This window comes from Microbulbifer maximicatervae (SeqCode), from assembly GCF_052467305.1.
Genome location: NZ_CP174306.1, coordinates 2,555,684 through 2,575,640, shown reverse-complemented (window position 1 = coordinate 2,575,640; position 19,957 = coordinate 2,555,684). Strand labels below are relative to the sequence as shown.

16 protein-coding genes are annotated in these 19,957 nt (G+C 49.4%); 7 read left to right on the top strand and 9 right to left on the bottom strand.

Features of this window, described 5'->3' with window-relative positions:
• The 7 genes from tusC to ACJJI4_RS11275 all read right to left on the bottom strand — a co-directional run bounded on the left by tusC (position 1) and on the right by ACJJI4_RS11275 (position 8,408).
• Entirely contained in the window at positions 1–363 is a 363-nt protein-coding gene (tusC, locus tag ACJJI4_RS11305) for a sulfurtransferase complex subunit TusC (protein ID WP_444928130.1), read from the bottom strand.
• A gap of 2 nt (positions 364–365) precedes the next feature.
• A complete protein-coding gene (gene tusD / locus ACJJI4_RS11300; RefSeq protein WP_444928129.1) occupies positions 366–758 on the bottom strand; it encodes a sulfurtransferase complex subunit TusD in 393 nt (130 codons plus the stop codon).
• Between the two features lie 65 nt (positions 759–823).
• Positions 824–1,507 carry a Bax inhibitor-1/YccA family protein gene (locus ACJJI4_RS11295; protein WP_444928128.1) on the bottom strand — a complete coding sequence of 228 codons (684 nt, stop codon included), beginning with the start codon at positions 1,505–1,507 and terminating at the stop codon, positions 824–826.
• A gap of 239 nt (positions 1,508–1,746) precedes the next feature.
• Positions 1,747–4,176, bottom strand: coding sequence for an endonuclease/exonuclease/phosphatase family protein (locus ACJJI4_RS11290; protein ID WP_444928127.1), 2,430 nt, complete (start codon positions 4,174–4,176; stop codon positions 1,747–1,749).
• Positions 4,177–4,186: 10 nt separating this feature from the next.
• On the bottom strand, positions 4,187–5,461 hold the full coding sequence (locus tag ACJJI4_RS11285) for a glycosyltransferase (protein ID WP_444928126.1): 1,275 nt from the start codon (positions 5,459–5,461) through the stop codon (positions 4,187–4,189).
• Complete coding sequence (locus ACJJI4_RS11280; protein ID WP_444928125.1) at positions 5,458–7,701, bottom strand: hypothetical protein; 2,244 nt, start codon at positions 7,699–7,701, stop codon at positions 5,458–5,460. The genes ACJJI4_RS11285 and ACJJI4_RS11280 overlap by 4 nt, the downstream gene beginning before the upstream one ends.
• Positions 7,701–8,408, bottom strand: a complete 708-nt coding sequence (locus ACJJI4_RS11275; RefSeq protein ID WP_444917499.1) for a TVP38/TMEM64 family protein — start codon at positions 8,406–8,408, stop codon at positions 7,701–7,703. Before ACJJI4_RS11275 ends, ACJJI4_RS11280 begins: the two co-directional genes overlap by 1 nt.
• 366 nt (positions 8,409–8,774) lie before the next feature.
• Here ACJJI4_RS11275 and ACJJI4_RS11270 point away from each other — a divergent pair, with 366 nt between their 5' ends.
• The 7 genes from ACJJI4_RS11270 (at position 8,775) to ACJJI4_RS11240 (ending at position 18,233) form a co-directional block, all read left to right on the top strand.
• On the top strand, positions 8,775–10,097 hold the full coding sequence (locus ACJJI4_RS11270; RefSeq protein ID WP_444928124.1) for a TolC family protein: 1,323 nt from the start codon (positions 8,775–8,777) through the stop codon (positions 10,095–10,097).
• Between the two features lie 3 nt (positions 10,098–10,100).
• On the top strand, positions 10,101–11,210 hold the full coding sequence (locus tag ACJJI4_RS11265) for an efflux RND transporter periplasmic adaptor subunit (protein ID WP_444928123.1): 1,110 nt from the start codon (positions 10,101–10,103) through the stop codon (positions 11,208–11,210).
• A gap of 10 nt (positions 11,211–11,220) precedes the next feature.
• Entirely contained in the window at positions 11,221–14,901 is a 3,681-nt protein-coding gene (locus ACJJI4_RS11260; RefSeq protein WP_444928122.1) for an efflux RND transporter permease subunit, read from the top strand.
• Positions 14,902–15,042: 141 nt separating this feature from the next.
• A complete protein-coding gene (locus ACJJI4_RS11255; RefSeq protein WP_444907997.1) occupies positions 15,043–15,390 on the top strand; it encodes a hypothetical protein in 348 nt (115 codons plus the stop codon).
• Positions 15,391–15,583: 193 nt separating this feature from the next.
• On the top strand, positions 15,584–16,474 hold the full coding sequence (locus ACJJI4_RS11250; protein WP_444907998.1) for an AEC family transporter: 891 nt from the start codon (positions 15,584–15,586) through the stop codon (positions 16,472–16,474).
• 138 nt (positions 16,475–16,612) lie between these two features.
• Positions 16,613–17,137: a hypothetical protein gene (locus ACJJI4_RS11245; protein ID WP_444928121.1), complete on the top strand. Its 525-nt coding sequence runs from the start codon at positions 16,613–16,615 to the stop codon at positions 17,135–17,137.
• Positions 17,138–17,264: 127 nt separating this feature from the next.
• Positions 17,265–18,233 carry a UDP-glucose 4-epimerase family protein gene (locus ACJJI4_RS11240; protein WP_444928120.1) on the top strand — a complete coding sequence of 323 codons (969 nt, stop codon included), beginning with the start codon at positions 17,265–17,267 and terminating at the stop codon, positions 18,231–18,233.
• Between the two features lie 30 nt (positions 18,234–18,263).
• On the opposite strand, the gene ACJJI4_RS11235 is transcribed toward ACJJI4_RS11240, so the two are convergent.
• Both ACJJI4_RS11235 and ACJJI4_RS11230 read right to left on the bottom strand, forming a co-directional pair.
• Positions 18,264–18,815, bottom strand: a complete 552-nt coding sequence (locus tag ACJJI4_RS11235; RefSeq protein ID WP_444928119.1) for a hypothetical protein — start codon at positions 18,813–18,815, stop codon at positions 18,264–18,266.
• 274 nt (positions 18,816–19,089) lie between these two features.
• Complete coding sequence (locus tag ACJJI4_RS11230) at positions 19,090–19,755, bottom strand: class I SAM-dependent methyltransferase (protein WP_444928118.1); 666 nt, start codon at positions 19,753–19,755, stop codon at positions 19,090–19,092.
• Positions 19,756–19,957: the final 202 nt, after the last annotated feature.

The window sequence follows — 19,957 nt, the reverse complement described above, 5'->3', positions numbered from 1 at the left end:
TCAGAAGCTCAATACAGTGGGATAGGCGCTGATCAGTGAGCCGGTATCTTTAACGGCTTTAGTCTCGGCGCCGGCAACCTGGATCTGCTCCAGGGTGATATTGCGTTCAGCAAGGCTTTTTTCACAAACGAAAAACTGCTCAATGCCAAACATCGGCAGAGCCTGCAAATTGCGTCGCAGGCTTTTCTGGCCGATATCCGCAGGTGATTGCTGGTCCAGCAACTGGAATACCCCATCGCCGAGAAATAGCAGGTCCATGTCCTGTTCCATCGCCGCCGCTGCCAGTACGGCTTCGATACCTTCCCGCGCCAGGGCATTGCCGTAGGGGGCGGTGCGGCATAGGACCAATGATTTAGTACTCATGCTCAGCCTCCAAAGGTAATCAGGCGATCGGAGTTGGCGACAGCGTCGGTTAGTTGGCCGAGTCCAGCCAGCTCAAAACCTTCAGCCAAGTTGGCGGCGGGTCTTTCCAGGCGCTCGGCCTCTCTCTGATTCAGCACACCGCGCCGTTGCGCAGCGGCAATACAAACTACCAGGTCCAATTGGTGCTGGTGGCCCAGTGCCTGCCACTCTGAAGTCAGATCAGTTTCGTCCTGGGGAGGGGCGGCAATGGCATTGCTGTTTTGCACGCCGCCGCAGTAGAAAAACACTCGATAAATTTCGTGGCCTTGCTCTAGAAGGGCTTTGGCAAATCGGAGTGCACTGGATGAAGACTGGGTGCTGTGGGGGGCTGAGTAGATGGCTAGGGAAAACTTCATAGGGGGCCAAATAGTAAAATGCCCCGCAGTGCGGGGCATTGTGACTTGCTCAACAAAGCTGATGCTTAGTCGTCAGAAGATGCGAATCCAAAGATGTGCAGCAAGCTGGTGAACAGGTTGAAGATATTCAGGTACAGGGAGGCAGTCGCCATCAGGTAGTTGGTCTCGCCACCGTTGATGATGCGGCTGGTATCGTACAGGATGAAGCCAGACATCAGCAGGGCAACAACGCCGCTCAGGGCAACGCTAAACAGCGGCATGTGGATGCCGAAGAAGCCAGCGATGATAACGCCCAGGAAACATACCAGTACTGCGATCAGGCCAACAGCCAGGAAGCCGCCCATAAAGCTGAAGTCTTTGCGGGTAGTCAGTACGTAGGCAGACAGGGCAAAGAAGATCAGGGCAGTGGTGCCCAGGGCTTGCATAACGATCTGGCCGCCGCCAGCCATGCCCAGGAAGTGGTTAAGCATTGGACCAATGGAGGCACCCAGCAAGCCGGTAAATGCGAATACAACACCAACGCCTGCGGCGGAGTTTGCTGTGCGCGGTAATACGAACCAGATGAGGGCCAGGGCTCCCAGGGAGCAGATCAGGCTCATGCCACGACCCATGCCAATAGACATGGAAATGCCGGCGGTAATGGCACTGAAGAGAACGGTCATTGCCAGTAGGGCATAGGTATTGCGCAACACCTTCGCCGATTCCGAGCGATCCAGTGCGCGGGTTTGAGTATAAGCTTGCGGTTGCATTTAGCGACTCCTGCTATTAAGTGATAGAAGAATCATATAGCTCGCAGTGGGGACCTTCAAGTCGGGAAAACCCTTTTAGCGTCCGTCTGCCAGTCTCTATGAATTCACAAAAACCCTATATTTTTAAAGGATTTATTCAAATATTCTCCGCTTATTGTGGGGGCTGTGGGGCATTTTTCAAGTGTTATCGCTCGGGTTGGAGGGTGCGAAGAGAGTGGGGCTCGATAAACCGAGATCGATTACTTTCCACCCTTGATGGGTAGGTCGATATCCACGATCAATGGCAGGTGATCTGAGGCTTGGCGGGTCAGCGATGTCCTGGGCACCCGTACCCGTTTCACATTGAGCCCCGCACTTAGGAACATGTGATCAATACGGACCTTTAGGAAGGTCCCTTTGGGGTTGTGGCGGGGCGCCTGTTCCTGGGCATCCCTGAGATAGCCTCCGAGTCGCTTGCACTCGGCAGAGTTGGGTAGCGCGTTGAAGTCTCCCAGTAGCACTCGCTCTCCGGTGCAGCGGGGGTTGCTGAGCCATTCGGGGCCGAGAAGGGCATCCACCTGGCGCAGCCGCTCTGCACGGGATAACCCCAGGTGGGTGTTGATAATCTGGATAGGTTTGCCATTGGCTTCGATTTCCACCCAAACAGCTCCACGCGGTTCGTCTGCAGCGGGGTTAAAAAGTCCCCCTTTGCCAGAGGGAGGGCCGGGCAAAATCCCTTTCTTGATGAGCCGGGCGGGGAGATGGGTGAGGATCGCATCACCGTAGCGCTCCTCTTTCATATTTATGGTGGGCTGGAAGTGCAGGTCCATTGCCAGTAGACGAGCAAGTCTTTCGGCCTGGTCGAGGCCTCCGGTGCGTTTGCGCATGACATCCAGTTCTTGTAATGCCACCACATCCGGGCGATAGCGGGCAATTACCCGGGCAATTCGCTGTGGGGAGAGCTTGCCATCCAGCCCTCGGCAACTGTGCACGTTGTAGGTCATGATGCGCAAAACAGTTTTTGGCATCCTGTGGTTATCTACCTTCATGGGGCGGGCGCCACGGAGGTAGGCGCGGGCTGTGGAGCGCAGATCCTGTGGGCGCCAGTAGCCCCGACTGGGGTCTGGGGGCTGGATATCCTCTGGCATCAGGGCGAAGGCATGGGTTTCATTGGGGCCGGAGCCGCCGTGACTGCCATTTTCCATGGCGAAAGTCATGGGTTGCCGCATACCGGCACACCAGCCGTACATCATAAAGTCGCCAGAGTCCGGGTGCCGGCACAGGCTGGCCATATCCTCTGCGGCTTCAACCGGGTAGGGGTGTTCGTCCCCCATCAATTTGCGGCCGTCTTCAGGAAGCTTGATGGCGCCATCTTTCCACCACCCATGCACTGGTGAGGAAGCGGGGGAGGATGGGTCTTCCAGATAGAGTACTAGGGGCACTTTGGCTTGCTCCACCATCCTTTTGGCGGCATCTGCCCGGCTGGTACCGTTCAGATCAATGTTGTACAGCATCGCGATTGGGCCCAGGGCCGCTATGGCAGTGGGCGTTCTATCGCCCTCATGCGTGGATTCCTCTTCGATGCTGCTTTTGTCCATCCACTCACTGCCGAACAGTCGAGCTCGCTCGAAACGGACTTTTTTGGGGATGGTGGTAGATTTGATCTGCGGGGCTGAAGGTAAATTAGATAGAGCTTCCGAGAGAGCATCGCCAAGACTGCGGCCATTGACCTCTTCATAGGCCACTGTTTGTTCCTGGCCGTGGTCTGAAAAAATCCATACGTCGTAGTGCCGTCGCTCAGAGCCGTGAGCGGCCTTCCAGATTTTGGCTATCGCACTGTCTATCCCCTTCAATACCCAGTGGGCAAAGGCCGATTGCGGCCCGCGCCGGTGGGATTGTTCATCGTAACCGAGCAGGTTGATATAAATAACCGGCAGGCCGCGGGTGATATCAACTTTCACCCCCATGGTGCACAGCTCTCTAGTGAGAATGGTGATGGCGACCCTTGTGGGAATAAACATCAATTCCTTAATCAGGTTTTGGCCACCGATTATCCCGCGTACGCAGTCGACTAGAGATAAAACCAGCTCAATCAAAATTAACGCGGTAGTGCGAACAAGACTCCAAATATTGGTGACAATCAGAATGGCGATTGCCATGGGGCTGGCTTCGCGTAGGGCTGGGCCCCATCCCTGGTCGGCGGGGCAGAAGTGCGCTTCACCGGTTTTTGTTCCGGCTTTAAATAGGCTGAGATAACAGCTGCCCCCACGCAACAGTGGATCGCGGTGTTGAGTCTTAATTCTTTTTTCGACCAGGGCGGCAACCTCAGGATCGTACATCCGTCCGAGTTTTTGCGTTTCGTGGACGAGGAAGCCAAATGCAGGTACGGCCTGGCGCACTCCATAAAAAAGTTCGGCCTGTACTGCTGGAGTTGTCGATGGGACTCCCGGGTACATGTGCTCCAGGCGATAGTGCTCTTTTCTGATTAGCCGCTTCAGAAATGGCATTCGCCCTCGGGCCAGTGCTTTGAGAAGTTCGGGGTAGGCCAGTCCGTCAATCTGGATCAAAATTAGCCCCGGAGCATGGGGGCTATTTGGGTTGGTGGATAGTCCGAGCAAGCGAGTAATCCACTCGCTGCGACTGAGTCGGCGGCGCCAGCGTCTGATTGATAGTCCGATACGGCTTAACATAGTTTCTGGACTAACGCTTAGGTGGTTGATTCAAGGCTGCGCCTGCGGCTTCTGTGAAGCCCTCGAAAATCTCCCACTGTATGGTGATTAATTTTCCAGTGCGTATACATCGCGCATAAATAGAGTTATCAAGCGGCCAGTTGTAGTGCACGAGGGGTTGATAGAGATCCAGTGCACGTTGGGCACAGCTATTCATGGAAAAATCCTGGGCCGTAATTCTGGCTTCCTTGATCATCTGCTGGCGGCGGTCATCAGGCAGGTTGTGGAACCAACGTATCGCCGCCACAAAATCATTCAGCGATTCTTTGGTTACCAGGCAGCCGTTAATACCTTGCTTCAATATATCTCTCGATCCATTGGCTTCCAGGGCGATCACGGGAACTCCAGAGGCCATTGCCTCAGACAGCACTAGACCTTGGGTTTCAGTAGTGGAAGTAAATAGAAAGGTGTCCATCGCGCTGTAGACATCACGGCGGGCATCACCAATGACTTTCCCTGGCATATGTACACGTTGTATTAATTTTTTGTCGGTAAAAAACTGCTGGAGCTGATCTTCCAGTGGGCCGCTGCCAGCGAGAAGAAAGTGTGCGGATGGATATTCCTGTAAAAATTTGGCGACGGCCTGACAAAGAAAAACCAGGTTTTTTTCCTTCCCGAAGCGGCCCAGATGTCCCAACAAGAATGCTGATGCGGGTATTTTCAGTTTTTTCCTGAGCTTATTGCCTTCTCCATGGGCGTATTGCTCTGGGTGCACTCCCGTAGGGACTTCCGCGATTGGAGTTTGTACCCCTCGCTCCCGGAGAAGTCTCACAACACTCAGGCTTGGGGCTAAGACCAGATTTGCTTTATTGGCGAAGCGGGTGGCAACTTCCATTACAAAGCGTTTGAGCGCTTGTGAATCTCCCATCAAATTGTGGGTGTAGTGCTCGTACAATGTGTGATGGGTAAAAACGAGCGGTAGCTCGCGCTCCCGCGAAAGACGTAGGGCTGTCAGTCCCAGGAGAAAAGGGTGGTGGGCATGGAGGATATCCGGACGGAATTTATCCAGGGCATCATTCAAAACCCCTGAAAATGGCAGTGCCATGGAAAAGTCGGTGCCATTAAAATTCTGGATTGAGTGAATTCTCAGAACATGTTCTTCATCGTCAGACTTTTGCGGGAACTCAGGTGCGATCACCAGTACTTTGTGCCCACGTTTGCGATATTCCTTACTAAACGCGGCGACGGAGTGCGCAACGCCGCCCACGTGAGGCAAGTAGGTGTTGGTGAGCATCACGATATTCACTTGGGGCTCAACTCCGCACTCTGCGATTCGTCGGTGATCAGCACTGGCCGGAAGCCGATGGCCTTAATGGCGATAGGTGGGGGCTTACCATGCCAATCGGCAGCCCAAGAGACCGTTGGCGTGGAGCCTGGTTGAATCTCCAGGGTAACCAAGCCAAACCGGGTTGGCGCGGGCCCAAAGCGGATGGACTGATCTGAGTCAGTACCTTTGAGCCACTCGGGGGGAAGCCCGGAGATGAGAACCAGAGCGTCCTGCTCTTCGCGGACAAAGCAATTGCGTTGCATCGCCACCCACTCAGCCGCTGCCCAGGCGTGCTGTCCATCCCCCATGCATCCGCCGAGAGAATGGGGGTGGATGGCTTCCGGCCATTGCCCTGTTGGCGATGCCAGTTCTGCCACACTGCGCATAAGGTCAATACAACGGGCATCTCCAGCGCGAAGCAATACCTGGGCAATGTGGAGAGTGAGGTAGGCGTTAATGCCGGAATGGATCATGTCCTGGAAAAACCCGCCGCTTACAAAGCACTTTTCCATCAGGTATTCCGCCAGGTCTACCAACCTCGGGTCCTCTGGTGGGTAGAGTTGCAAGGGATAGCCTGCGGCGATCGACCCTACGGCACCGGCATCCAGGCGCCGGTTTGGTGAGGCTGGCATCGCGGGGCGGCCCAGGCGGCCCTGTGCATCCTGCAAGCTTTGATCAATAGTGCTCTGGAAGTCGCTGGCCGCGGTATTGAAGCGATGGGCGTTGTCATCCATACCTTCGCGCGTGCAAATACTGGCGGCACTCTGCAGGCCGGCGACGCCCCAGAAGTCGTCCCAGTAGTAGCAGTCGTTGGGCCCCAGGTGTTCTGCACTGAATCCCGCAGGGAGCAGGCCCCCACAGGGGCTGCCATCATTCGGCAGGCGCTTGTTGATAATCCATTTGGCACCCCTGACGACAGGCTCGCACCACGGCTGCTTTAAGGGTTTGCCGGTTAATTCACAATAGAGATTGAAGATCCACAGGGCTTCACCATTGGAGTCCCATTCGCCGTCCTGGGAGTGAAAAAAACCATCCCGCTTTTGCCGGTGGGGAAATTGCTCCAGAGCTCTTTCTGCGCGGTCTGTCAGTCCGGCATATAGCAGCGATTGAATCATAAATGCCGCGTCCCGAAACCAAAACCGTTTGTAGGTGTAAGGGCCTGGGTAGACATCTTTGGGAGAGTGGAGAATAAGGGTGCGTATTGCCGAGTCGTAGAGAAACTGAAACTTTTCGTCGGGAACGGTCAGGGCGCAGTGACCTTCCAGGACATGTTCCCAGCAAAGGGGAGAGCGCTGCTTACTCTCCTCTGTGACCAGGGGAATAGCAACCTCAATCTTGCGGGGTTTTCGGTCTTCGATGCGAAACATAGCGGCAGCGGAGGCCATGCCAATATCGCAGAGCCCCTCGCGATTGCTTTCTTTGTCCCGGAGATGGAGGTAGATATCGCCACGTTTGTAATTGGATGCCAGGTGTTTGTCTACCGGCTGACTGAACTCTACGGCGGCCTTGTCTTCAATAAGCCAATTGCGCCCGCTATCGCCCAGACGAACCTTGTGAACAAAGCTGACGCCTTCAGGATTGCAGGGTCGCAAGACCACCATTAGCCAGCCGCCTCCCGGGCATTGGGCATTGAGTTCAAGCACACAGCGGGGGTGGCCTTGGAGCAGGCTCGCTGAGGCCCTATTGTGCAACTTAAGACCCCGGCGATGGGATTCGGTAACTATTGCAATATCATCTCCCAGCTCCTGGTGCTGGTTGCAGAAGCCTAGGGTGGAGGGCATTAGCTCCTCACCGCTATCACCGATGACCCAGACATCGATAGACCAACCATCGTAGTGGGGTGTAAGCAGGCCTCGGGGATCGACAATCGGCAGTTCTTCGCAGTCGGGTATACCTACAGCAGTCCAGTTGCGGTGGCTCAAATTACAGTGGCTAATGGAAAAAGCCCGGGGGATAAACGACTTGTCATAGGGATCGAACTGGCGCTGAATCCAGTAGGGCCACACCCAGTCCAAGTTGTGTTGTATGACTTTACTGTTGATCAGTGCTCGAGCGTGAAATACCGCCCCTGCGCGTAGCAGCTCGATGGGTTCACTCACCTCTGAAGGCTCGGCAAAGCGCTGTAGATGCGCCATCAATGTGAGTGGATCAAGGAAACCGTGAGCGGTGGCAAAGCGGCGTACGAAGAAGCGCCAAGGTAGCCATTTCATCCAAGGCATCAGAGGTCCTCTTCTTTAATAATTCTTTTCAATGCACGACGAGCCATTCGAGTGAGCCCGATGAGTGCGATGACGGCCAGGGCGAATCCGGCAATATAAAATCCCCACTGAACTGGAGTGCGTTCCTCAACCTTGCCCAGGGAGGTGAGATCTGCTGCGATGGAGCCGATGTAAACGTTGTGCAACGTAAGGGGGATAATTCCCAGGGCATTTCCGATTACAAAGTCACGCAGTCGAACTGGAGTCAGTCCAAAGAAGTAGTTCGACAACTTGAAGGGAAATAGGGGCACCAGTCGGGTCAACATAATCATTTGCCAGCCCTCGCGACGAATCACTTCGCCAACAGTCGCGGGCTTGATATGAGACATAACCCACCGAGAGGGCTTCTCGCCGAGAAGGTAGCGGGCGATAAGAAATGCGAGGGTTGCTCCAAGTACGGTGCCGGCAATAACCAGTAGGGTTCCTTTTATAACGCCAAATACAAACCCCGCCCCCATGGTAAAAATGACGCCAGGGAGTAAAAAGACGATTGCTGCGGCCACAATTAAGATAAATAGCAAACTTGTCTGCCAGCCCTGCTCATTGAGCCACTGCATCAGCTCAATAATCTGATCATCCAGGTCAAAATAAACCAATAAGCTCAACACCCCAGCCACGGCGATAGTGCAAACCGCGAGAATCAATAGAGGAATAAACTTCACCGCCATAGGGTTTTCCACGGAACCAAAGAAATACGGTTTTGATTGCCGCCATTAACTAGCCTAGCTAAAGGATCGCGACAGGTGATGCTTCTTTATGGCGTCTACACAGTTTCTGTTCGGAAAACTGATGGGGGGGGCTGTCCGCTCTAAGAGGTGATGGTGTTTTCAAAAATGAATTTCTAGTCGCGAGTCGTTGGAATATAAATTTATTGAGTTATTAAAAATGTGAATATTGTCCAAGGGGACAAATAGGAATCCGCCAGTCTGGGGTCAGCAGTCCGGCCAGTGGCTGTCAACAGATATACTTACTCGATCCTAAATTTATTTGCGCAGTGAGCAGATTTAAATTGTTGCTGGAAATAGAGGTGGCCGTTGTTCGAGTGCGCGCTCGCAATACTGCTGACTGGCGGCGGAGCCTGGAGCTATGCCAGCGAGCCTGTTTTGACCCTGGAAGATGCCGTCGATTTGGCAGTGACAGCTAATTTACGGGTTCAGGCGGCTGCGCTGGAAGTTAATGAGGTTTGGGATGACGTCGAGGCATTAAAAACAAAGCGCTATCCCCGGCTGGAAATGAATGCAGGGATAATCGATAACTTAACACGCCAGAGGTACACCTTTGATCGTGGCGTTTTTGTGCAGAATTCTCCGATAGGCCCTATCCCCCCTAGGGATATAGAGATCACATCAGAGGAAGGTGTGACCAAGACCTTCTCTGTCAGCGCGACCCAACCTATCACACAGCTATACACAATAGAGCTAGAGATTTGTGAGGGGTATGTTGTCACTGAAATGGCGGAGGAAAAGGTTCGCTTGGTGCAGCAGGATATAGGCTACCTCACCAAGATCCAGTATTTTGAAATTGGCAGAATCCTTGGTGATTTACAGGCCGTGGATGAAGCCATTATCTTCCTTACTTCTTTGAGTGAACTTGTAGGGAATTATGTTGCACAACAAGTTGCCCTTGAATATGAACTTTTGGATGTGCGAGCACGCCTGGCCCAGCGCAGGCTGGAGCGCCAGCGCCTTACCGATGAGATGGCGACAGCGAAGGAGCGTCTCAATGCGTTGATGGCCCGGGATGTTGAGACCCCCTTCAATATTCAGAGCCTTCCAAACCCACATCATTTAGCGTTCGATGTCGAAACTTCTTTAGGGCTTGCCTTTGAACAGCGTCCAGATCTCGCTGAATCAGAGTTGTCTATTGAGCGGGCTGAATATAGTTACGATGTGAAGAAGTCTGAGTACATTCCCGATATCGATTTGAATATTGAGTACCTAAAGCTCTATGACGTCAGGTTGATACCTGATGCTGAAGCTTTTATCGCCCTGGAAATGCGCTGGGAGTTTTTTGATTGGGGGCGGAAACGGGATGAACTGTCCAGTCGTGCCAATAAAATTCTTGAAGCGGAAAAAAAGTCTGAGGAGGTTCGAAACCGAATAGAAATAGAGGTTCGTGAGAGTTTGCGTCGCTTGCGTACTTCTCAGGAGTCTGTGGGGGTTGCGCGGGAATTACAGGCAGCTTATCGGGAGAAAGTGCGGGTAATGACAAATCGTTACCGCGAACAAGCTGCCGTTCTGAGTGATGTCCTGGAGGCGGAAAAACAGCTTTTTCGGGCGAATAGCGACTACAACCGCGCGATACTGTCTGTATGGGGGTCCCTGGCGGAATATGAAAGGTCGGTGGGGGAGGTGTGATAAATGCGCGTTATCTGCCTCTGTATTATCGCTATATTAGTGGCCGCTAGTGGTTGCCACCGCCAACCTCCGGAGAGAAAACCCACGCCGGTAGAGGTTTTTGTTGCCCGCTCGCAAGACGCAGCAGCTGGTTACCCATACTCTGCAGTCGTCAATCCTTATACGCAAGTTGACGTAGCTTTTCGTACAGAAGGCTATGTACGTGTAATTCCCTCGCGAAAAGCGCTGGGGCAGACTCGTTTGCTGCAAGGAGGGGACTACGTTAAGCGTCACGAAGAATTGGCTAAGATTGATGACGAGCAATACAGAGATCGCGTGGTAGAAGCCGCTGCAAATGTGAGTAAAGCGGAAGCAGAACGGCGTAAAGCTGATCTCAATTACAAACGGGCAACTGCGCTTTTTGCCACGGCCAGTATTACCGCCCCTGATTATGATTCAGCCAGGGAAGAGTATGAAATTGCGCAAGCTGCGGTGGTCGGTACCAAGGCTCATTTAGATCGGGCAGAGGAAGAGTTGCGGGATACAGTGCTGCGCTCTCCACTTACGGGCATTATCCTGCAACGCAATATCGAAGTGGGTACATTGGTCCACTCGCAGTCGGTTGGCTTTGTTGTGGCCGATATTAGCCGAGTGAAAGTTGTGTTTTCAGTACCTGATATAGTTTTGAGTTACGCCCCTCTTGGCAGCGTGGTGTCGCTGCGTACAGAGTCATTACCGGATCTTACATTTAAGGGCATGATCACCGAAGTTTCTCCTATGGCAGATCCCCGCACCAGGGTATTTGCAATCACGGTTACCGTTGATAATCCCAAGGCGCAATTGCGGGTAGGAATGATTATGTCTCTGGCCTTGGACAAAATACCGATACCTCCAGATAGGGTTCTCATACCACTTTCCTGCTTAGTTGCTCACCCTGGAAAATCCAAAGGATTCGCTGTATTTGTGCTGGAGCGAGATAGTGAAGTTTTACGAGCAAAACTAAGAAAAGTGCTCCCGGGACAAGTAGTTGGCAATAATATTGTCATTATCCAGGGGTTAACTGAGGGCGAGGAGGTTGTATCAACGGGTGCTGCCCAGCTCAGTGATGGGAAAGCTATAATTGTCGTGCCTTGAGGGCTAGGGAATGACAGATCAGGAAGAAAAAAGACAGGCGGAAATTATTGAAGCGGAGAGCCACCATCGCTTTAATACTGCACGCTTTTTTGTAGACAACCCGAGTATTTCTGCTGCATTACTGGTTACTGTTCTGGTATGGGGGGTAGTTGCTTATCTCTTTATGCCGAAAAGCAAAGATCCAGATATTCCTGTGCGTATTGCTGTAGCAACAACTCACTGGCGTGGGCAATCTGCAGTAAGAGTTGAAGAGTTGGTAACTCGAAAGGTTGAGGAAGCTATAGCGCAGAGTGAATATCTTCACGAGCCAGACTCACGGACCTTTGCAATAAAGTCCCTTACATTAAATGGTGTCTCTATCGTACAAGCGCAGTTGGCACCGAAAACCGATGTTACAAAAGCATTTAATGATCTAAATCTGAAGCTGATTGATGCTCAGCAGCAATTGCCATCTGGAGCTAGCAAAATTTCTCTGAACTCGGAGTTTGGTGATACTGCAGCTATATTACTCAGTGTTGCTAGCCCCCGTGCTGGGCCTACTGAAATTACACTACGTGCGGAGGATATTAGGGAGGGTATTTCAGAGGTTCGAGGGCAAGAGTCAAATAGTAAGGGACGGGTGAGTATCGTTGTTGCCCTTCCTTTATCTTTAGCAGATACGTACTCTGCTACAGGCCTATGGATCTTTGCGAATTGGCTTGAAGCTCAGGGCTATGGAACAGGATTTGAAGTTTTAAATGGGGCCGGTTATTTGGGATTGGATTTTTTATCTGATAAAAGTAATAGTGAATTACTAGCGGCAACAAAAAGATACCTATCCGATAAGCTAAGTGCCCAGAGATTCTTTCCCGATGCTTGGGACCCTTTTGTGGTTCGTAATCTGGCCAATACTCGCGACCATTTAATGAAAGTGGCAGGTGCGAAATATAGCTATCGTCAACTTGATGATTTCTCTGATCTTATTGCAGCAAATATAAGGGCCATTCCGGAAGTAAAAAGAGTGCTAAGAACTGGTGTGCTGACTCAGGAAGTAAAATTACTGTATTCGCAGGAAAGGCTGGCCTCCTATGGGTTGCGACCTGACATGATTGCCCCTATTCTCAATGCCCGCAATACAACTATTCCCGGCGGTACCATTATTTCGGATGATTTGGGTATCGCTATTATGCCCAGTGGTGAATTTAATAATCACGAAGAAATTGCCAATGTTCCGGTGGCCTTAAGCGATACAGGAACGCCGGTATATTTGCGCGGAATTGTCGATATTATTATGGGGTATCAAGCGCCACCGCCCCTGTTAAATTACTACGTAAATAAAGATGAAAATGGAGACTGGCAGCGTAGCCGCAGCATTAACCTCTCTGTGCAGATGCTGGATGGCAAACAAATAGGCGAGCTTGGTCGCAATGTTAGCACAGTCTTGGAAAAGGTTAAGGTTGATTTACCCAAAGACCTTATTATTGAAAGAGTTTCTGATCAGCCGCGTCAAGTGCGAGAGAGTGTAAGCCTCTTTCTAGAAGCTTTGATAGAGGCGATTATTTTAGTTGTGATAATTGCATTTATCGGGTTTTCAGATTGGAGATCTGCTGTACTGTTAATGATATCTATACCAGTAACATTAACGATGACCTTTGGATTTATGCAGTTGCTGGGAATAGATATTCAGCAGGTGTCAATTGCTGCGTTAATAATAGCTCTGGGGCTTTTAGTCGATGACCCAGTAGTTGCGAGTGATGCGATCAAGCGGCAAATGGCATCCGGTAAACCCTCTATCATTGCTGCTTGGTTGGGGCCAACTTTGCTGGCTAAGGCGATTTTTTTTGCGACACTGACAAATATTGTTGCGTATTTACCGTTTTTATTGCTAACGGGGAATCAGGGGGATTTTCTACATAGTCTTCCTATCGTGATGGTTTGTGCATTGGTTGCATCCCGTATTGTCTCCATGACATTTATCCCTTTTCTTGGGAATACGTTACTACGTCCTCCGGAGCAAGCAGAGCGAAGTTTGGAGGTGCGGAGGAGAGAAGGGCTTACCGGACGCTACTATCGAGCAGCGGACTGGGCTATTAGCAACAGAAAAATTGTTATATTAATCGCTTTGGGTATTCTTGTATTGGGTGTGGTTATAAAAAGCCAGCTGAGGAATGCATTCTTTCCTGCTGATGTTCAGTATTTATTTTATGTTGATATCTGGTTGCAAAATGATGCGAGTATTGATGCAACGGATAGTGTGGCAAAAGTCGCTGAGGAAATAATTAGAGAAACTATTGAAGAGTATCAACGGAAGCATATAAAAAAGAGTGATGGACCCATTTTGGAGGGGATTAGCAGTACCTTAGGCGGTGGGGCACCACGCTTTTGGTACACATCTAATCCTCAACAAAAGCAATCTAATTATGGACAAATAATCGTTCGATTAAGTGATAAGTATCTGACTCCCATTCTGGTTCCAATTATCCAGACCGCTCTTTCTGAACGAATTCCTGGGGCGGAGTTGGATGTTCGCCAGCTACAAACGAGTACTGTTGATCATCCTGTCGAGATAAGAGTCTCGGGACGTGTGGCAGTAGGGTCTTTGGAGGAGGAGAAGGATATAGCACTTCTGCGAGAATATGCTGCAAAAGTTAAAGAAATTGTTGAGAAATCTCCCTATGCTCGAGTGGTTCGCGCTGATTGGGCTGGAAAAAGCCTAGTAATGAATATGAATGTGTTAGAAGATCGAGCTGAGATGTCGGGCGTTACCAATGCTGATATCGCTCTGGCATCGTCTTCTGGTTTTACTGGATCTACAGTGGATACCTTGCGTCAGGGAGATAAGGAAATACCTATTGTTGCTCAGCTTCGATTGGCGGAGCGTGGGCAGTTGGAGGATGTCAATAATCTATATGTATTCGCATCTGATAGCGATATTCATATTCCATTGAGACAAGTGGCAACCACTTCCATTCTCTTTTCGACAGAAAGAATATATAGATTGGAAAAGTTTCGAACGATTACTGTTTATGCATTTCCATATTCCGGATTTATTTCATCAGATATTATGTCTGGTGTTCAAAAAGAGTTAAAAGAACTCTCAAATTCTTTGCCTGCTGGATATCAATTGCAGATATCTGGAGATGCAGCCAGTACTCGTCATGGATTCCTGCAATTACTAATGATCATGGCTGTTTCCTCCAGTGCAATATACCTTGCTTTGGTATTCCAATTTAGTAGTTTGATAAAGCCTCTGGTAGTGTTCGCCACGGTTCCATTAGGTATGGTGGGTGCACTAGTAGCGTTGTTTATATCTGGTCAGCCATTTGGCTTTATGGCGTTTTTAGGGATAGTGAGCCTAATAGGCGTCATTGTCAGTCATATTATTGTCCTATTTGATTTTATTGAGATGCGTCATACTGCAGGAGATTCGCTTCGTCAGGCATTACTTGATGCAGGTATTCTTAGACTGCGCCCCATTTTAATCACTATTGCAGCGACGACCTTCGCCTTGATCCCCTTAGCTATTCACGGAGGCCCCCTCTGGCGGCCATTATGTTTTGCGCAAATTGGCGGCCTTATCTTGGCCACTTTTGGAACACTATTTTTGGTGCCGGTCATCTATACAACTATGGTAGAGGACTTAAAATGGATTAAGTGGATTGAGCGTAAGCCAAAGAAAGGGAGCGATCCCAGTGACTTGGTGACTACCTAAGTCATGTTTTCTCTTCCCTGGGGCATGCTGTAGAGATTCGATGGCGCCTTCAGGTAGTAATACTATTGGCCGGAAGGAAAAGGCTACTTACTGAATATCAGTTGTAAATCACCACTGATATGCTCTGAGAATTGTCACTTAATGCAGCGCAGCTGGATAGTGAAAAGGCTATGTTTTGATCCTGCAAACTCGACAACTGCTAGGATCAAAATGCGCCTATTAATGAAAATCCTGATACCGGCAAAGGCCGGCAACAAGTCCATTGCTGATGATAGTATGTCTGTAGCGATGAATGATTTTATCGCCTCAGCCAATCCTGAGGCTTCCTATTTCTTTTTGGAGCAAGGAAAGCGTGCAGCAATTTTTATCTTTGAGGAGAACTGTCAAGATCAGTTGATGACCTATAATGAAAAATTTTTTGCGGCCTTTGATGCTGAAATATGGATCACTCCGACCTTAAACCTTAAGGAGTTGCAGTTGAATTTATAGGCATTTTTTATGGTTGCAGTTTCTGACTTGAAAATCTGTCAGAACATCGCAATTTTGCCTGCTTAATTCTGTGGGATATTAGAAGGTAAATATATTATCGATTTTTTTATGTGTTCTGGTGGGGCTGTCAGCGTATTAAAGGGGTGCTTGTTACGCAGTGCTGAGAAGTAGGGCAGAGGGAGTTTGATGTTCGATGAGAACCCTATTTGAGAACGTATTTGAAGTTATTATTCCCGTATTTATCTGCGTCCTTATTGGATACCTGTTTGCAGCAAGTAAGCAAGAATTAAATTCCAAAATGGTATCCAAATTAATGGCTCATATTGGTTATCCGGCGCTGATATTGGATCATATGCTGGGCCAGCAGATAGTATTGGGTAGATTTCTATGGATGCTGTTGGCCGCCTTCCTGATGTACTCGTTGATGTCAGTGCTAGCCCTTCTATTCTTATCTTTATTTAGGCAAAATATACGTACTTACTTTTCTTGTCTAAGTATGAACAATGTAGGCAATATCGGCCTCGCAGTATGTGCGTTAGCATTTGGACATGCGGGAGTTCTATACGGAATTGCTTTTGTTGTTGTAGGAATGATTTTTTTCTTTGTGGTTGCTCCTGGAGTAACATCGGGTAGCTGGTCGGCCAAGGAAATTATGCTTAGCCCAGCAATTTACAGTGTGGTTTTTTCTATAGTCGCATTGATTTTCAATATAAGTTTACCAAAGCCCGTTATGTCATCTCTTAATATTTTGGGCGGTATGGCAATCCCTCTAATGTTGTTGACCCTCGGACATAGCTTGGCCCAAATTAAGCTGGGTGATACTAAGATTGGATTGGTCTTTGCTATTGGGCACATAATTCTCGGTGGCGCCGTCGCGCTTATTTTGATAAATCTGTTTAACTTTACGGGTGCTATGCGAGGGGTGCTTATTCTGCAATCCCTTATGCCATGCGCTGTTAGTACTTACCTCTGGATATCTATTTATCGCCCCCAAGATACCCCGAAGATATCCGGTATTATTTTCCTCTCAACTATTATGAGCATTTTTATTTTGCCTGTTGTGTTGACTTATTGGGTACAGTAGTTCATAGCTAGTGCCTGAGCTTCAGGCTATTTGGGAGTGATAAGGTGGTTCACTAAACTTCTGTGTGTTGTTCATTTGGCCTTCACAGTACGGAATTCACAGCCGTAGGTAGATCATTTAGGGAGGCTCCACACTTCAATGCCAACACAGACCCTGACTGGGCGGCCATTTTGGTTGCTATTGACTTTGCTACTTTTCCTGCTGGCAATGCCTCCCCGTGTTCTTGCGACCCCCAATCCCTTAGGGCTATTAACCAGCTCCGATCGTGATCAGTTTGCTATTAAAGAGTTTTTGGTTTTTACATCTTTTCGCGCGCTCTATCTGGATAGTGCTGCGGATAAGCAGGTTGGCCTGGATAGGAAAGTGCAAGCTCCACCGATCCGCCACTTTGAAGGTGCTACTGCCAAGAACTTTCAGGAAAAGATAGCCCATAAAAAATACCACCAGATTTGTGATCGTCAGTCACCCAAAGGGTTGTCTCTTTGCGAGGAGGCGAACTGGAAGTACAAGCAAGCGAAAGCCTGTTTACAAGCCAGGGAAGCCTGGGAGGCCCGCTGGGGCAGGCCGGATACTCAAGCTCCACATGGGAGAGCCCTGAAGAATGTCCGGGCTCGGCTTAAAAATGCTATTACTGACAAAGAACGCCTTTGTGGTATTGAATAGAGTTCTAATAGCCAGCGATGCTTTGATAGCTTGTCATGTTCGCTATGTAGTTGACGAGATAAAGGTGTGTCGAAAAAGTGGTCCGTGTAAACTAACGTGAATTCTACAGCTGAGAAATAGGCCTCCATTGAAAGGACGTATATTACTAACCGGCGCTAGTGGCTTTGTGGGAACCGCACTCTTGCCGCAGCTCCGCAAAGACGGTTACCAGGTTTTGCCGGTGTATCGCAGCGATGTTGAGGGCGGCTTTCAGATCGGTGACCTGTCAAGCAATACGGATTGGGCTCAGGCGCTTGTTGATATAGATACCGTCATTCACACTGCAGCACGTGTCCATGTAATGAGGGAGACCTCTGCAAACCCTCTGGAGGAATTCCGTCGGGTGAATGTTGGAGGCTCTATCAAGCTGGCACAGCAGGCGGCTTCATCCGGTGCTAGACGTTTTATTTATCTTAGTTCTATTAAGGTTAACGGGGAGTCAACCGACAACCGCTTACCATTTAATGCGGATGAACAATGTGATCCTACGGATCCCTATGGGATTTCAAAGAAGGAGGCCGAAGACGCACTGCTTGAGCTGGCTGAGTCTACGGAGATGGAAGTTGTTATTATCCGACCACCTCTGGTCTATGGGCCTGGGGTCAAGGCGAACTTCCAAGCGATGATGCGTTGGCTTACCAAGGGGATCCCGCTGCCACTAGGGGCTATTCATAATCGCCGAAGCTTGGTATCTATCGGCAATTTGATCGACCTGATCCGCGTTTGTATTTCTCATCCCAATGCGGCAAACCAGGTATTTCTGGTATCCGATGATATGGATGTATCGGTAACAGATTTGTTGCGTGGTTTATCCCATGCCATGGGTTGTGATGCTCGACTATTGCCTCTTCCCCAATTCGCACTCACCAGTGCGCTGAAGCTAATAGGAAAGGGGGCAGTTGCCAAGCGCTTGTGCGGTTCACTACAAGTGGATATCACTAAAACCAAAGAGTTGCTTGACTGGACCCCCCCAGTGGCCTTAGGTGAAGGTCTGGCGGAGACGGCACAGGCATATTGCCAGGCAGGAAGCTCTCAGACCCCGCAAAAGAGCACTTAGCCAACATTTATTGCCTACGGAGAGGGGTAGTCACCCCTCGTAATTGGCAACCGCAGCGTAAAAACCAAGCAAGTAGGTTACTGGAACCTCAATGGTAGAGCTGTGCCCGGATCTTGCTCTCAGTTTAAGTTTGAGTTTATCTCGATTGCGCACTGAAGCCTGTATTTGTTCCTCAGTGAGAGCAATATCCAGAATCTCTTCAAGCATACATTCATTGCCACTTACGCATTGAAGGACATTTTTGTTAATAGGAGCCGTCTCTACTGGCTGTCCGCCATTTAACTCCGCAGACTCATAGTGACGCCACGCCTTGCGATAGGTGATATGGATCTGTAGATGGTACTTCGTTGGCTCGTTAGCAGCGGGTTCAAATGCGCGGAGGTTGTAGTAGTAGAGGTTCAGGTCAGAGCCATCAGTAGTGGCCTGTAATTTCGGTCCTGAGAACTGAGTACCAGAATTTTCCCCACTAGCTTGGATAGATACGGCCTGCCTGATTTCCCCTGCCGTTTTTTCCGAGAGCTGAGTGACTGAGCTACAGCCAACCAATAAAATCGCTACCAGAGTTAGTGTGAATTTGGTCATGGGTCTTCCCTGTTTTCTTTTCACTTCTTTTGGGGGGAAAGTATCGCATAGTTGGGGTGCTGGCTGAAATTTTACGTAAATCTTTATACTCTAGGAGGGCAGTGGCATCAATTGACAACTTCGGAGGGAGCTTTTTAGTTGCAAATAATAGGGCGTATCAGAGGGTAATTGGCCGTCTATTCAGTATTCTAGATTTTGAAAATAGGAACATCAAAAGGCGGTATCTACCTTGCGATACTTTACGAGATACCGCCTTTGCAGTTGAGCTTGTATTTCACGCTGTGTAGATGGATTTTTTCCCAACAATGATAACCGAATCAGCTGGTACAGTTGTATTTTCAAAAGGAATTTGTTCTTCGTCAAAGTAATAGGACTCTACGGTATCAAAGCCCGCATTTTTCATAAGAGATTTAATTTCTTCCGTAGAGCGTATATGAAATTTAAATTGAGTGAAGGGTATTTTTTTGAGCGATTTATCTGAACGAATCCCGAAAACTGCTCGCCCTCCAGGTGAAAGCCAGTTGCTAATATGACTGAAAAAGCTTAATAAATCGTCGATAAAGTACAGAATATTAACTCCGATAACACCGTCAACGCTTCCATCTTTAAGCTGGACTTCCAGGCAATCACCACAAATTACTTCCGCTGCACACTGGCTGCCTCTTAGTGTTTCTTGAAGTTCACTGGCCATAACTTCTGACATTTCAATACCTAAATAGTGGCCATTAATGCCTAACCCGCTCAATATCGGTAGCGACAGCGATCCATTACCTGGTCCGATTTCGACGATTGACTCATCTTTTTGCGGCGATAACTTTTGAATGGTTTGATTGGTAATAAGCTGATTGAGCATACTCATTTTGTTGCCCATTTCAATGCCAGCCTCTCCCTCAGGGCATGAAAGCTGGTTTGCGATAGATTCTAGATCTTGGTTTTCCATTAGTAATTTCTTTGTTGTCGGTCTCAGTTATATTGCCAGGAGTATAACCCTGAAGTTTAAATAGTGTTTCCTTTTCTTAGTAGGGCTTTAGATTCACAAGAAATTGTGCCGAATGCCTGAGCCCCATTCACAGTCATACCCAAGAATGGTGATTGTGTGTTATTCCGCCTTAAAGGCAGGAGTGGACCGGGTAAAATCAAGC